At 66.8% G+C, this 13,707-nt stretch carries 8 protein-coding genes and 1 pseudogene; all 9 read left to right on the forward strand.

Going from position 1 to position 13,707, the window contains the following annotated elements; translation table 11 throughout:
• Positions 1-457: pseudogene (locus BGN91_RS09680) on the forward strand (ubiquinone biosynthesis protein UbiB); the annotation flags it as partial.
• A gap of 67 nt (positions 458-524) precedes the next feature.
• Positions 525-1,964: a bifunctional phosphopantothenoylcysteine decarboxylase/phosphopantothenate--cysteine ligase CoaBC gene (gene coaBC / locus BGN91_RS09685; protein ID WP_292612594.1), complete on the forward strand. Its 1,440-nt coding sequence runs from the start codon at positions 525-527 to the stop codon at positions 1,962-1,964.
• Entirely contained in the window at positions 1,961-2,419 is a 459-nt protein-coding gene (gene dut / locus BGN91_RS09690; RefSeq protein ID WP_292612596.1) for a dUTP diphosphatase, read from the forward strand. The genes coaBC and dut overlap by 4 nt, the downstream gene beginning before the upstream one ends.
• Before the next feature lie 212 nt (positions 2,420-2,631).
• Positions 2,632-5,148 carry a PAS-domain containing protein gene (locus BGN91_RS09695; protein ID WP_292612598.1) on the forward strand — a complete coding sequence of 839 codons (2,517 nt, stop codon included), beginning with the start codon at positions 2,632-2,634 and terminating at the stop codon, positions 5,146-5,148.
• Complete coding sequence (tsaE, locus tag BGN91_RS09700; RefSeq protein ID WP_292612601.1) at positions 5,145-6,668, forward strand: tRNA (adenosine(37)-N6)-threonylcarbamoyltransferase complex ATPase subunit type 1 TsaE; 1,524 nt, start codon at positions 5,145-5,147, stop codon at positions 6,666-6,668. Before BGN91_RS09695 ends, tsaE begins: the two co-directional genes overlap by 4 nt.
• 93 nt (positions 6,669-6,761) lie before the next feature.
• Positions 6,762-7,082: a PilZ domain-containing protein gene (locus tag BGN91_RS09705; protein ID WP_292612603.1), complete on the forward strand. Its 321-nt coding sequence runs from the start codon at positions 6,762-6,764 to the stop codon at positions 7,080-7,082.
• Between the two features lie 344 nt (positions 7,083-7,426).
• A complete protein-coding gene (locus BGN91_RS09710; protein ID WP_292612605.1) occupies positions 7,427-8,149 on the forward strand; it encodes a nucleotidyltransferase family protein in 723 nt (240 codons plus the stop codon).
• A 73-nt stretch (positions 8,150-8,222) separates the two neighbouring features.
• A complete protein-coding gene (gene addB, locus BGN91_RS09715) occupies positions 8,223-11,378 on the forward strand; it encodes a double-strand break repair protein AddB (RefSeq protein ID WP_292612607.1) in 3,156 nt (1,051 codons plus the stop codon).
• On the forward strand, positions 11,372-13,707 hold a 2,336-nt coding region (gene addA / locus BGN91_RS09720), incomplete at its 3' end, for a double-strand break repair helicase AddA (RefSeq protein ID WP_292612609.1). The genes addB and addA, both read left to right, overlap by 7 nt.

The raw sequence follows: 13,707 nt of genomic DNA on the forward strand, positions 1-13,707 counted from the left end.
CGAGGAAATCTCGATGGCCAAGCTCTTGACGCTGCTGCTCGAGGTCACCGGCCTGTTCGACATGCAGACTCGGCCCGAACTGATCTTGCTGCAGAAAACCATGGTGGTGGTCGAAGGCGTGGCGCGCAGCTTCGATCCCAAGCTGGACATCTGGACGGTGGCCGATCCCGTGGTGCGCGAATGGATCACGCAAAACCTCGGCCCGATGGGGCGGATGCAGGGTGCGCTGGCCGGCGCCGGCGAGCTCGGCCGCCTGCTCGCAGGGCTCCCGGCGCTCGCCTCGCGAACCGTGGCCCTGATCGAGCAATTCGAGACGATGTCCCGCGAAGGGTTGGCTTTGGGCCCCGACACCATCGCGGAGATCAAGCGCGCCGAGGCGCGCAGTCACCGCTGGAGCATTCTGGCGCTCTGGGTGATCGCGGCAGCGCTGGTGGGCCTGCTTTGGACAGCGCACTGACCCGGTTGATTGCAGTGATGGCATTTTTTTGCTATCAATGCTAGCGCGGTTGACCGCGGGAGCGCTAATGGCCAGCCTGACCATCCGCAAACTCGACGACGCCATCAAGGCCGAGCTGCGCTTGCGCGCCGCGCGCAACGGCCGGTCCGTCGAAGACGAGGTCCGCGTTATCCTGAGGGAGGCGGCACATGCTGCGTCGTCTGGCACCGCCATGGACAGCCTGGCTTCTCGCAACGCAACAAAGTCGGCCCGCAGGGATTCATCACGTAACTCTGGTGACTTACGTAATGTGACGCTCATCATCGGCGGCGGAATCGCGGCCTACAAGTCGCTCGACCTGATCCGGCGGCTGAAGGAGCGAGGCTTTATTGTGCACTGCGTCATGACAAATGCTGCGCAGCAATTCGTCACTCCGCTGAGCGCCAGCGCCCTGTCGCATACCCGCGTCTACACGGATCTGTTCGATCCCGGCAGCGAATTCGACGCCGGACATATCCGGCTCGCGCGCGACTGCGACTTGATCGTGGTGGCGCCCGCGACCGCCGACCTGATGGCAAAGATGGCGCACGGCCTGGCCTCCGACCTCGCCACCGCGATCCTGCTCGCCGCCGACAAGCCGATCCTGCTGGCGCCGGCGATGAACCCGCTGATGTGGAACAACCCGGCGACACGCCGCAACGCGGCGCAGCTTGCACGCGACGGCGTCGCCATGATCGGTCCCAATGCCGGCGAGATGGCAGAAGCGGGCGAGGCCGGTGTCGGCCGCATGGCCGAACCGGTGGAGATCGCGACCGCCGCCGAGCGCATTCTCAGGCCCCCGCGCGCGCAGCCGCTGAAGGGCCGCCGCGTCCTGGTCACCGCCGGACCGACCTTTGAGCCGATCGATCCGGTTCGCTATATCGCCAACCGCTCCTCGGGCAAGCAGGGATTTGCCATCGCCGCAGCGGCGCAGGCGGCCGGAGCCGATGTGACGCTGATCGCCGGGCCGGTCGGTCTCGACGATCCCGCCGACGTCACGGTGAAGCACGTCGAATCGGCGCGCGAGATGCTGGCGGCCGTCGAGGCTTCGCTGCCAACGGACGTCGCGATCTTCACCGCCGCGGTCGCCGACTGGCGGGTCGCCCACGAAGGCGCGCAGAAACTGAAGAAGACCGCAACCGGGATGCCGCCGCTGCAACTGGTCGAGAACCCGGATATTCTGGCAACCATCTCGAACCGGCGCGAGAACCGGCCGGCGCTGGTGATCGGCTTCGCCGCCGAGACCGAACATCTCATCGACAACGCGACAGCGAAGTTCGCGCGCAAGGGCTGCGACTGGATGGTCGCCAACGACGTCTCGCCCGCGACCGGCGTGATGGGCGGCGACCGCAACACCGTGCATCTGTTGATACGCGACGGTGTCAGCGGCGAAATCAGCGCCGAGTCTTTTCCCGTCATGACCAAGGAAGAGGTTGCCGCCATGCTGATCGAACGCATCGTCCCGGCCGTGACGGATCAGCCGGCATGAGCGGTGCGATCAAGATCGACGTCCGGCAACTGCCTCACGCCGAAGGTCTTCCGCTGCCGGCCTACCAGAGCAGCCAGGCCGCCGGCCTCGACCTGGTGGCCGCGGTTCCGGAGCAAGCGCCGCTGGTGCTCGCAGCCGGACAACACGCGATGGTCCCGACCGGACTGGTCATTGCATTGCCGGAGGGATTCGAGGCGCAGGTGCGGCCGCGCTCCGGTCTCGCCGCAAGGCATGGCGTCACCGTGCTGAATACGCCGGGCACCGTGGATGCCGACTATCGCGGCGAGATCAATGTGCTTCTCGTGAATCTCGGTCAGGAGGCATTCACGATTCGGCGCGGCGAGCGCATCGCGCAGATGATCGTGGCGCCGGTGACGCGCGTGGAACTCGCGCGCGCCGATTCGCTGCCGGCCACGACGCGCGGCAGCGGCGGGTTCGGCTCGACCGGGCGTTAACGCTCTCCAGCAGGCACGCGTCGTCGTAGGAAAAATCGATTCTATTTTGCAACAATCGTTTCGGAAATGTCGCGGCCGCGCATTTTTCCCTCGCCGGATTCCCGTTCACGGTCTGGACTCTTACCCCTCGAGTCCGCTTAAGCGTAATGTTGGTCGATTCGCGAACGGCGAGCAATTTGCCGGTCGTATCGTCGTGCGGTTTTGGGGCAAGCATGTCGGGCGTAATCGCAGTGATGCGTCGGACGTTGCTGTCATGCACTTCGCTGGTGCAGGGCGGCATCGCGGGCGCTGGCGCGGCCGGTCTTATCGACATCTCGCCCGCATGGGCCACGGAACCGGGCTTGCCGGATCGGTTGATCCACACCTTCGCGAATCTCAGCCGGCAGGACCTGACCGCGCTGGCGGTGGCGCTGGGCGTGCTCGGTTTCTCGGTGGTCTGCGCCATCCTGCTGATGCGCACGCGCATCCGCGCGGCCGCGAGCGAGCAGCGGCTGCGCACCGAACTTCGCGAGCTTCAATCTGAAGCCGACCGCTTCCGCGCGCTGCTGTTCGCAGAACCGCAGGTTTTGATTTCCTGGGGCGCGGGCGAGGACCGGCCCCGAATCAGCGGCGACACCGCGCTGCTGTTGCCGCAGGATGCAAAACAGCCGTTGCGGATTCTGGCGTTCGGAACCTGGCTGCCGCCGGAACCTGCGTTGCAGATGGATCATGCGGTCGATGCGCTGCGCACTGCAGGCGAAGGCTTTTTGCTCAACCTGCTCACATCGGCCGGGCGAACGGTGGAAGCCATGGGCCGCGCCATCGGCGGCCAGGCGATCGTGCGGATCCGCGACCTCGGCGGATTGCGGCGCGATCTCGCCGAGATGACGCTGCGCCACAACAGCCTGCGGGAAGAAACCGAGATGCTGCGGGCCTTCGCAGCCGCGGCGCCGTGGCCGCTGTGGGCGCGCAGTGGCGACGGCAAGCTCAACTTCGCCAATGCCGCCTATGCGCGCGCCACCGAAGCCGCCAGCGCGACCGACGCGATCGAGCGCAATCTCGAACTGCTCGACAGCGACGACCGTATCGCCATGGCGCGGGCGCTGAACGACCATGCCGCGTTTACCGCGCGACTGCCGATCGTGATCGGCGGCGAGCGACGCGTGTATGACGTGCATGCGCTTCGCGCCGCCGGCGGAAGCGCCGGCATCGCGCTCGACGCCAGCGAAGCCGTCACGCTGCGCCAGACGCTGGAGCGGATGGCGGACGCGCATCGCCGGACCCTCGACCAGTTGTCATCTGGAGTTGCGGTGTTCGACGGACGGCGGCGGCTGGCGTTCTACAACGATTCCTATCGCCGGCTATGGGACCTCGATCGCGCCTTCCTCGACGGCAATCCCGACGATTCCAGCGTGCTCGATCGGCTGCGCGCTGCGCGCAAATTGCCGGAGCAGCCGGACTTCCGCGCCTGGAAGGCACGCCTGCACGAAGCCTATCGCGCCAATGAAGCCGCCAAGGATGTCTGGTATCTGCCGGATGGACGCGCACTCAGCATCGTGACCACGCCGAATCCCGAAGGCGGCGTCACCTATCTGTTCGACGATGTCACCGAAAGCCTGGACCTGGCGCGGCGCTACGATCGCCTCATCACCGTGCAGCGCGAGACCCTGGACAGCCTGACCGAAGCGGTCGCGGTGTTCGGCAGCAACGGACGCGCGAAGCTTTTCAACCCGGCCTTCGCGCGGATGTGGAAGCTCTCGCCCGAGGCGCTCTCGCAGGAGCCGCATATCGATACCGTCGAGGCCTGGTGCAAGCCGTTGTTCGACGACGATGCCGCGTGGCAGACGATCCGCAACGCCGTCACCGGAATCGACAATCGCGCCGCGGTGCCGCTCAAGCTCGAGCGCAAGGACGGCACGGTGCTGGACTGCATGACCATGCCGCTACCCGACGGCGCCACCATGCTGACGTTCCACGACATCACCGACAGCGAGAACGTCGAACGCGCACTGCGCGAGCGCAACGATGCGCTCGAGGCCGCCGACCAGATGAAGGTCGATTTCGTCCATCACGTCTCGTATGAGCTGCGTTCGCCGCTGACCACCATCATCGGCTTCGCGCACCTGATGAACGATCCCGGCACCGGCCCGCTCACCGAGAAGCAGGCCGAATACGTCAACTACATCACCTCGTCGACCGATGCGCTGCTCGCGCTGACCAACAACATCCTCGACCTCGCCACCATCGACGCCGGCGCCATGACGCTCGAACTCGGGCCGGTCGATGTGCGCAAGACCATCGCGGCCGCGGCCGAAGGCATTCAGGACCGCCTGACCCGCGACCGCATCATCCTGAATGTCGACGTCGATCCTGACATCGGCAACTTCATCGGCGACGAGCGCCGCATCGTCCAGGTCCTCTACAACCTGCTTGCCAACGCCGCCGGCTTCTCGCCGCCGGACGCCGTGATCACGGTGAGCGCCCGGCGCACCGAGCACAGCGTGCGATTTGCCGTGATGGACGAAGGCCCCGGCATTCCGCCCGAGGTCAAGGACAAGGTTTTCGACTGGTTCGAAAGCCACGCCAACGGATCGCGGCACCGCGGCGCGGGCCTCGGCCTGTCGCTGGTGCGCTCCTTCGTGGAACTCCATGGCGGCCGCGTGCATTTCGATTCCACCGTCAAGCGCGGCACCAGGGTCGTTTGCGATTTCCCGCTCGACCAGAGCGCACATCGCAACGCCGCTGAATGAGCGAACCCTCGACATTCGCAACCGCGCTCGCCAACGAAACCGCGACCGCGCATCTGATGGCCGACCTTGCGCTGCTGGTCGGCCCCGGCGATCTCATCACGCTGTCGGGCGATCTCGGCGCGGGCAAGACCGCAGCCGCCCGCGCCATGATCCGCTACCTCGCCGGCGACGACACGATCGAGGTGCCAAGCCCGACGTTCACGCTGGCGCAGCATTACGATCTGCCGCCCTACCCGCTGCTTCACGCCGACCTCTATCGCATCAACGGCCCCGGCGAACTCGAGGAGATCGGCCTCGCGCCGCTGCCCGAAGGAACGGTGGTGCTGATCGAATGGCCGGAGCGCGCCGCCGGCGCCCTGCCCGCCGACCGGATCGACATCGCCTTCAGTCATCGCCCGGCGCTCGGCTCCGCCGCCCGCGCCGCAGAGATCACCGGTTATGGCAAGGCCGCGGCGCAGGTCGCGCGGCTGGCGGCGCTGCGGCAGTTTCTTGACGACGCCGGATATGGCGATGCGAAACGGCAGCGCATGGCGGGCGACGCCTCGACGCGCTCCTACGCCCGGCTGATCCGCGGCGATACGAGTTTCATCCTGATGAACGCGCCGAAACGGCCAGACGGGCCTGCGATCCACGACGGCAAGTCCTACAGCGCGGCCGTGCACCTCGCCGAAGACGTCAAACCTTTCGTCGCCATCGCGCGCGGCCTGCGCGACCAGGGCTTTTCCGCGCCCGCGATCCATCATGCCGATTTGGAGTCGGGATTCCTCATCACCGAGGATTTCGGCAGCACGGGTTTCGTCGAAGGCGCGCCGCCGGCGCCGATCGCCGAGCGTTATCAGGCCGCCACCGACATGCTGGCGGCGCTGCACAGTCAGACGCTGCCCGAAATCCTCTCCGTCGCGCCGCATATCCCCTACGCCATCCCGGTATTCGATACCGAGGCGATGCTGGTCGAGGCGGGGCTGATGCTCGACTGGTATCTGACCGACCGGGGCATCGAGCCGGACGGCGATCTGCGCGCGGAATTCATGACGATGTGGCGCGCGCTGCTGGAGAAGGCAAACGCGGCGCCAAGGACCTGGGTGCTGCGCGACTTCCACTCGCCCAACCTGATCTGGCTGGAACAGCGTCGCGACATCAAACAGGTCGGCGTGATCGACTTTCAAGACACCGTGCTCGGCCCCTCGGCCTACGATCTCGTCTCGTTGTTGCAGGATGCGCGGGTGGACGTGCCGGAGCCGCTCGAACTCGCGCTGCTGGCCCGTTATGTAAAGGCGCGGCTGGGAAGCGGCGCGCCGTTCGATCCCGCCGGGTTCGCCGAGCTCTATGCCGTCATGTCGGCGCAGCGCAATACGCGGCTGCTCGGCACTTTCGCGCGGCTGAACCGGCGCGACGGCAAACCGCATTACCTGCGTCATCAACCCCGGATCTGGACCTACCTGACCCGCTCGCTCGCCCACCCCTCATTGGCGGAAGCCCGGGCCTGGTATCAGGCTCACGTTCCGCCTCCGGCGGCTTGAACACATTTGCTTTACGGCTTGTTAGAGGTCGTGCCCTAACCTCTGCGACTCAAAGCCGCACGGCGGTGCGGTCCTCGACGACGGGAGCAAGCCATGGGTGCGGAACGGCGCAAGGGCGAACGCGTCACCTTCGAGCGCGGATACAGCGCCCATATGATGGGCATCGACGGCACCTGGCGCCGCGACTGCACCATGGAGGATGTTTCCGAACACGGCGCCAAACTGACCATCGAAGGTTCCATCGAAGGCCTCCACCTGAAGGAATTCTTCCTGCTGCTGTCGTCCACGGGGCTTGCCTATCGCCGCTGCGAACTCGCCTGGGTCAATGGCGACCAGATCGGCGTCAATTTTCTGAAACCGAGCGACAAGAAGAAAAAAGCCGGCCGGCGCAATGGCGCCACCACCGACGCCTGATCCGCGGCCCTCTCGCTTCCGATGGATCGGAGACAGGTTTTCAAAAAATAGCCAGAACCGATCCGGACACATCTTTCCTGTCATGCACGCGTCACGGCCGACGGCTATCGCCTGGGCTGACGATGCGATTCGCCCGTGTCATGATATTGTTCGGTGAATCGACCGGTTTTGAGGGAATGAAAGCCGGGCTCTCGTTTTTTGTTTTGACGCGTTTTCTTCACGCGAACCGGTATCCACTTCGCTTGAAAACGCTGTAGGGGGTTTGTTTTGACGCGTTTTCTTCACGCAACCGACGTCCGCTTCGCTTGAAAACGCTATAGGAAGCGCCGGAGACCTCGCCGAGAATGCCCGTCACACCGACCAAAGCCATGGTGCTCGCCGCAGGCCTCGGCCTGCGCATGCGGCCGCTGACGGAACGGATGCCCAAGCCCATGGTGCCGGTGGCCGGCAAGCCGCTGCTCGATCATGTGCTGGACAGGCTGGCGGATGCCGGCGTCAGCGAAGCGGTCGTCAACGTCCGCTATTTGCCGGACCAGATCATCGATCATGTCGCGCATCGCAGCCGCCCGCGGATCGTCATTTCCGACGAGCGCGACGAGGTGCTGGGCACCGGCGGAGCCGTCGCCAAAGCCCTGCCGCTGCTTGGCGACGCGCCGTTCTTCCATCTCAACGCCGACACCATGTGGATCGACGGCGCGCGTCCCAACCTGACGCGAATGGCCGAGACCTTCGATCCCGAGCGCATGGACATCCTGCTGCTGATGGCGCCGACCGCCGGCAGCATCGGCTATGCCGGCAGCGGCGACTACGCCATGCTGCCCGACGGCGCATTGCGCAAGCGCGAGGAAAACCAGGTCGTTCCGTTCGTCTATGCCGGCGTCGCCATCATGTCGCCCGCGCTGTTCGTCGGCGCGCCTGTCAGCGAGTTTTCGCTGACGACGATGTTCGATCGCGCCAACGCGCGCGAACGCCTGTTCGGGCTGCGGCTCGACGGCGTCTGGATGCATGTCGGAACGCCCGACGCCATTCAAGCCGCCGAGAATGCGGTGCTGATCAGCGCCGCCTGAGGCAGCATTTCGCCGGGTCGTCGCCCGTCCCGGCGCGTGCCATGATAGGCCTGATCCCGAATCAAGGTCAGTCATGCGCGTCCGCAACGTCCCCCCGTCAGCGCCGTTTCTGCGCACCGTCATCACCGCGCTGGTCGATGGCGCGCTGATCGAGGGATTCCGCCCGCGCGCGCAGCCGGAACGGCTCGCAGGGGCCACGCTCTATCTGCCGACCCGTCGCGCCGGCCGCATGGCGCGCGACATCTTTCTCGATGTGCTCAATGTCGATGCCGTGATCCTGCCGCGCATCGTCGCGCTCGGCGACATCGACGAGGACGAACTGGCCTTCGCGCAGGCCGCCGCTGCTACGGTGGAGACCCTGGACCTGCCGCCCGCGCTTGACGGGCTGGCGCGCCGGTTGGCGCTGGCGCAGCTCATCGAGGCATGGGCGCGCCAACTGAAGCCCGGCGATCCGGCGCAGGCGCCGCTGGTTCTCGGCGGGCCGGCCTCGACGCTGGCGCTCGCCGACGACCTCGCGCGGCTGATGGACGACATGGCGACGCGCGGCGTGGACTGGCGCGCGCTCGACGCCCTGGTGCCCGACGCACTCGACAAATACTGGCAGCTCACGCTCGATTTCCTGAAGATCGCGCGCGAGTACTGGCCGGCGCACCTGAAAGAAACCGGCCGGATCGAACCGGCGGCGCGGCGCGACCGCCTGATCGAGGCCGAAGCCGCGCGGCTCGCCGCTCACCATGCGGGGCCGGTGATCGCGGCGGGGTCCACCGGCTCGATGCCTTCGACCGCAAGGCTCCTGCATGTCATCGCCGGACTGCCGCAAGGCGCGGTTGTGCTGCCGGGGCTCGACACCGACCTCGACGAAGACGCGTGGCAACTGATCGGCGGCGTCAGGGACAAAACGAGCGGCGACTTCATCACGCCGCCCGCGGCCGGTCACCCGCAGTTCGCGCTGCACGCCTTGCTCAAGCGGTTCGGCATCGCACGCAGCGAGGTGGCGACTCTCGGCGCGCCTGCGCCATGCGGACGCGAGATGCTGGCCTCGGAGGCGATGCGCCCCTCCGACGCCACGGCGAAGTGGCACACCCGGCTTGCCGAACCGGAGGTCGCGAAGAAGATCGCATCCGGCATGACCGGCCTCGCCGCGATCGCCGCCGCCAATCCGGAAATGGAGGCGCTCGGCATCGCGGTCGCGATGCGCGAGGCGCACGAACTGAACAAGACCGCAGCACTGGTAACGCCCGACCGCGCGCTGGCGCGCCGCGTGATGGCCGCACTCGGCCGCTGGAATCTGGCATTCGACGATTCCGGCGGCGACGCGCTGATGGATACGCCCGCGGGAATTTTCGCGCGACTGGTCGGAGGCGCGGCATGCAACGGCCTGGAGCCGCCGACCCTGCTGGCCTTGCTGAAGCATCCGTTGTGCCGGCTCGATCGCGCAGTCGGCGGGTGGGCGCGCGCGGTCGAGACGCTGGAACTGGCGATCCTGCGCGGCACGCGACCGCCGCCGGGCAGCAGGGGACTGGCGGACGAGTTCGCGCGTTTCTGCGGCGAACTGGACAAGCTCGGTCGCGGCGAGAGTTCGTCGCTGCATCGCGGCGAGCTCCGCGCAGCGCTGAAACCGCATCAGCTTGACGACGTCCGGGCGTTGATCGCGGCCTTGCAGGCCGCGCTGGCTCCGCTCGAAGGCGATGGCGCAACGCGGTCGGCGGACTTTACCCTGCTCGCCGCGCAGCATCGCGGCGCGATCGAGGCGCTGTCGCGCGACGAGCAAGGCATCGCCGCCGCGTTCGAGAGACAGGATGGCGCAGCACTTGCGAAGGCATTCGACGATCTCGGCGGGACGGGCGAGCGCAGCGGCCTGACGGTCAGGATCGCGGACTATCCCGAGGTGTTCGAGACCGCATTCGGCGACCGCATCGTGCGGCGGCCGCAGGCCGCGACGGCGAATCTGCGTATCTATGGTCCGCTCGAAGCGCGTCTTACCCAGTGCGACCGCGTCATTCTCGGCGGCCTCGTCGAAGGCATGTGGCCGCCGGCCCCGCCGAGCGACCCCTGGCTCAGCCGCCCGATGCGGCACGAGCTTGGGCTCGACCTTCCCGAGCGGCGCATCGGCCTGTCCGCGCACGATTTCGCGCAACTGCTCGGCGCGGAGGACGTCATCCTCAGCCACGCCGCCAAGGCCGGCGGCGCGCCGGCGGTGGCCTCGCGATTCCTGCATCGTCTCGAAGCCGTCGCGGGCAGCGAGCGCTGGGCCGCCGCGCTGCAAGCCGGCGCGCGCTACGTCGAATACGCCGAGGCGATCGATCGCCCCGACGAGGTCAAGCCCATCGCCCAGCCCGCGCCGAAGCCGCCACGCACGGCGCGGCCGACGCGGCTGTCGGTGACCGCGATCGAGGACTGGCTGCGCGATCCCTACACCATCTACGCCAAACACATTCTGAGGCTCACGCCGCTTGATGCCGTCGACATGCCGCTGTCGGCAGCCGACCGTGGTTCGGCCATTCATGACGCGCTCGGCGATTTTACCAAAACCTATCCGGCGGCCTTGCCGGCAAATCCCGCGGAGGTGCTTCGCGCCATCGGAGAAAGCCGGTTCGCACCCTTGATGCAACGCCCCGAGGCGCGCGCGCTGTGGTGGCCGCGCTTCCAGCGCATCGCGGCGTGGTTCGCGGATTGGGAAGCCTCGCGCAGGGCGCAACTCGTGAGGATCGAGGCCGAAATCAGCGGCGCAATCGAGATCGCAATCGACGGCGATCGCAATTTTATCCTGTCCGCACGCGCCGACCGCATCGAGCATCTCGGCGACGGAAGCTTCGCCATTCTCGACTACAAGACCGGCAGCCCGCCGAGCAGCAAGCAGGTACGGCTCGGCCTGTCGCCGCAGCTTACGCTGGAATCGGCGATCCTGCGCGGCGGCGGCTTTGTGGGCATTCCCGCGGGCGCGTCCGTGAACGAACTCGTCTATGTCCGGCTCAGCGGCAACAATCCGCCCGGCGAACCGAGGCCGGTCGACCTCGACAACGGCAAGACCGACAGGCAATCGCCGGATCAGGCCGCCGACCGCGCCCTTGAGAAACTCACGGCGCTGATCCGCGCCTTCGACAATGAGGCGCAGGGCTATACCTCGCTCGACCTGCCGATGTGGAAAACGCGCTACGGCGCCTATGACGACCTCGCGCGGATCAAGGAATGGTCGGCGGCCGGCGGCCTGGGGCTGGAAGAATGGTGAAGGCGCCCCGCCCGGTTCACCCCGACGCCAGCGCGCGCCAACAGCGCGCGTCCGACCCGGCGACCTCGGTGTTCGTGTCCGCCAATGCCGGATCGGGCAAGACTCACGTTCTGGTCCAGCGCGTGATCCGCCTGCTGCTCAACAAGGTCGACCCCGCACGCATCCTTTGCATCACCTTCACCAAGGCCGCCGCCGCCAACATGTCGGAGCGGGTGTTCGCAACGCTCGGGCAATGGGTCACGCTCGACGATGACGCGTTGAACGCGGCGCTGCGCGACGTCGGCATCGCGCAGCCCGATGTGGAATGGCGCGAACGGGCGCGCAAACTGTTCGCCTCCGCGCTGGAAACGCCGGGCGGATTGAAGGTGCAAACCATCCACGCGCTGTGCACACGGCTGTTGCAGCAGTTTCCGTTCGAGGCGCGGGTGCCCGCGCGCTTCACCGTGCTCGACGAGCGCGACCAGACCGAGATGATGGAGCGCGCGAGCATCGGCGTCATGCTCGATGCCTCGCAAAATCCCGACAGCACAGCCGGCCGCGCGCTGCAATACGCCATGGGCGCGGCCGCCGACACCACGCTGCGGGACGTCATCAATCAGGCCTGCCTCAGCCGCGATCACGTCATGGCCTGGGTCGAGGATCGCGGCATCGAGCAGGCGATCGGCGATGTCGCCGACGCGCTCGGCGTCGATCCGGACGAGCGCGTCGAGGAGGTCGAGCGCGAGATGATCGACGGGCCGAACTTGCCGCGAAGCATGTGGCTCGATACGGCATCGCTGCTTGCGACCGGCAGTTCCACCGACAAGGACCAGGCGAAACGCCTGAGCGAGGCTCACGCCATGGTGGGAGACGCCACGCAGGCCGATCGCTATCTCGATGTCTTCCTGACCGGGGACGGCAACCCGCGCAAGTCCTTCGTCACACGGAAGATCAGCGATGCCAGGCCCGACATCGCTGAAATGCTCGCCGATGAATGCCTGCGCGTGACCGCGCTGCTCGGACGTCGCCGCGCGCTCACCATCCGCGACCGCACGCAATCCCTGCTCGTCATCGCGACCGCGATCGCCGCGAACTACCGGCGCGAGAAGCAGGAACGCGGCCTGCTGGATTATGATGATCTGATCGACAAGACGCTGGACATGCTGAACCAGACCTCGCCGGGCTGGGTGCATTACAAGCTCGATCGCGGCGTCGATCATGTGCTGATCGACGAAGCGCAGGACACGAGCCCCAGGCAGTGGGACATCGTCGAGCGCATCATCGCGGACTTCACGACCGGCGAAGGCGCGCGCGAGGGCGTGCGCCGGACCGTGTTCGCGGTCGGCGACGAGAAGCAGTCGATCTTCTCGTTCCAGGGTGCGGCGCCGCGCGAATTCGACGAACGGCGAAGCAAGTTGGAACGGAAGTTCAGGGACGCGGAGCTTCCGTTTCGCAAGGAAGATTTCATCTACTCGTTCCGCTCCGGCAAAACGATTCTGGAGTCCGTGGACTACGTGTTTCGCGATGAAGCAATCTACGCCAGCATCCATGCGGTCGGCGCTCATCCCGTGCATGAATCGCTTGCCGACGCCGCGCCCGGCATCGTCGACCTCTGGAGTCTGGAGGAGCGCGACAAGCGGGAGGAGATCGAGGGCTGGCGCGCCCCGTTCGACGCGGTGTCGGCGACCAGTCCCGAGGTCAAGCTGGCACGGCGCATCCAGAGCGAGATCAAGACGCTGATAGCGCGCGGCACCATGACGGGACATGAAGGCGCGCGCCGTCCGCTCAGCTACGGCGACGTGATGGTTCTGGTGCGGCGGCGCGGCAACGCTTTCGACGCGATCATCCAGGCGCTGAAACAGTCCGGCATTCCGGTCGCCGGCGCCGACCGCCTCAAGCTCACCGAGCATATCGCGATCATCGACCTGATGAACCTTGCGGATGCGCTGCTGCTACCGCAGGACGACCTGGCGCTGGCGGTGGCGCTGAAGAGTCCGCTGTTCGGCCTCGACGACGACGACCTGTTCACGCTGGCATGGCAACGCGATGGATCGCTGCGCGATGCGCTCGCCGACCGCGCCGCGGCAGGCGACAAATTCCGCGACGCGTTCGATCGCCTGAGGCTGTGCGAAGGCCGCGCCACGCGCGACACGCCGTTCGCGTTCTATGCGTGGCTGCTGGGCGAAGACGGCGGGCGGCGCCGAATCCTGCGGCGGCTCGGGCATGAAGCGAATGACGCGCTGGACGAATTCCTCGAACTGGCGCTGACCTATGAGCGCAAGGCTCCCGCAGCGCTGCAGGGATTCATGGCGTGGCTGCGCGCCGCCGACACCGAGGTGAAGCGCGACAT

Origin of the sequence: Nitrobacter sp. 62-13 (genome assembly GCF_001896955.1) — a bacterium.
Classification (GTDB): Bacteria; Pseudomonadota; Alphaproteobacteria; order Rhizobiales; family Xanthobacteraceae; genus Nitrobacter.

Bases quoted from the DNA above. Each gene is read 5' to 3' on its own strand.
- coaBC (WP_292612594.1), top strand. From the start codon at position 525: ATGGCCAGCCTGACCATCCGCAAACTCGACGACGCCATCAAGGCCGAG.
- dut (WP_292612596.1), top strand. From the start codon at position 1,961: ATGAGCGGTGCGATCAAGATCGACGTCCGGCAACTGCCTCACGCCGAA.
- BGN91_RS09695 (WP_292612598.1), top strand. From the start codon at position 2,632: ATGTCGGGCGTAATCGCAGTGATGCGTCGGACGTTGCTGTCATGCACT.
- tsaE (WP_292612601.1), top strand. From the start codon at position 5,145: ATGAGCGAACCCTCGACATTCGCAACCGCGCTCGCCAACGAAACCGCG.
- BGN91_RS09705 (WP_292612603.1), top strand. From the start codon at position 6,762: ATGGGTGCGGAACGGCGCAAGGGCGAACGCGTCACCTTCGAGCGCGGA.
- BGN91_RS09710 (WP_292612605.1), top strand. From the start codon at position 7,427: ATGCCCGTCACACCGACCAAAGCCATGGTGCTCGCCGCAGGCCTCGGC.
- addB (WP_292612607.1), top strand. From the start codon at position 8,223: ATGCGCGTCCGCAACGTCCCCCCGTCAGCGCCGTTTCTGCGCACCGTC.